The 1,197-nt window shown below is 54.3% G+C and carries 1 protein-coding gene; it reads right to left on the reverse strand.

Translation table 11 applies throughout. The annotated features are described in order from the left end of the window. Positions 1-57: 57 nt before the first annotated feature. Positions 58-957, reverse strand: a complete 900-nt coding sequence (gene yegS / locus HX884_RS26515) for a lipid kinase YegS (protein ID WP_178329039.1) — start codon at positions 955-957, stop codon at positions 58-60. Between the last annotated feature and the right edge of the window lie 240 nt (positions 958-1,197).

Consider the following 1,197-nt stretch of genomic DNA (forward strand, 5'->3'; position numbering starts at 1 on the left):
CATGACCATATTACTGGGGATCCCTCAGCCCTTTGGGAGAGGGCTGGGGTGAGGGGATTAGCGCAGAAGCACACAATCCGGCGGCAACCGGCACTGCAGCGCGCCGGGCAATACCTCTATGCGGAAATGCTCCCCGCTCAACGGTTCCCCATCCAGATTAAACGTCATACCGTGCGGGGCATTCACTTCGAACCACGCGGATTTTCCGGCAATAATGTTTGGGCTCTCTTCGGGCTGCGTCAGTGTGGTAAATAGCGCGGGCAGCAGGCCGTCGCCGGTGAAAATACGCAGCTGAAGCTGACCGTCATTAACCAGCGCCTCCGGGCAAAGCTGCTGCCCGCCGCCTGCCTGACGACCGTTGCCAATGCCAATCACCAGCGCGTCTCCCTGCCACTGGAAATCCTCGCCGCGAATTTCGCAGCGGTCAGGCTTGAGGGTGTCCATACGCATCAGACCGTGGATCAGATAAGAGACACCGCCCAGCGCCGCTTTGAGTTTTTCGGGCGTTTCGCTGGTGATCCGCGTGCCGAACCCGCCCGTCGCCATGTTGATAAAGCAGGTTTTGTCATTCACCTGCGCAATGTCCACGGCGGTAGCTTTGCCGAGGATCGCCAGTTGCAGGGCTTTACTCAACTCCTCCGGAATGCCAGCGCTGGTGGCAAAATCATTGGCGGTACCGAGCGGTAAAATGCCCATCACCGGACGGTCTTCGCTGGGCAGGTCGACAAGCGCAGAGGCGATCTCATTGATGGTGCCGTCGCCGCCGCCGGAGATAATGGTTTCGACACCCAACGTCAGGCCTTCATGGATATACCGTGCCGCGTCGCCTTTTTCCCACGTGACCCGTACATGGATCCGCGCCCCGTCTTCCCGCAAATCAGTGATTGCCTGACGCAGCAGATCGTTGCCTGCACTTTTACCATTGAGAATCAATAAACTGTCTGGATAGGTTGCCATCCTCGCTGCTCCCTTTTTTAGCGTTAGTAAGAGTGTATAGCAGTGTGGAAAAAAGCGGGTAAGAACAGGACGAATCCAGTGAGTACACTGCCTTTCTAACTCATCACATACTCGCTATTTAATACCTTTTAAATCAGATACGATTTTATTTAATTTAACGAAGTTAGTGATACCTACTATTATCAAGTGATCTTGACCCTCCATCTCCGAACAGCTTTTGTATCTTAAGTTAACGATGTC

It is taken from the genome of Enterobacter sp. SECR19-1250, assembly GCF_013391025.1.
Classification (GTDB): Bacteria; Pseudomonadota; Gammaproteobacteria; order Enterobacterales; family Enterobacteriaceae; genus Enterobacter; species Enterobacter cloacae.

Coding starts and splice junctions, on each gene's coding strand:
- yegS (WP_178329039.1), bottom strand. CDS start 957: ATGGCAACCTATCCAGACAGTTTATTGATTCTCAATGGTAAAAGTGCA.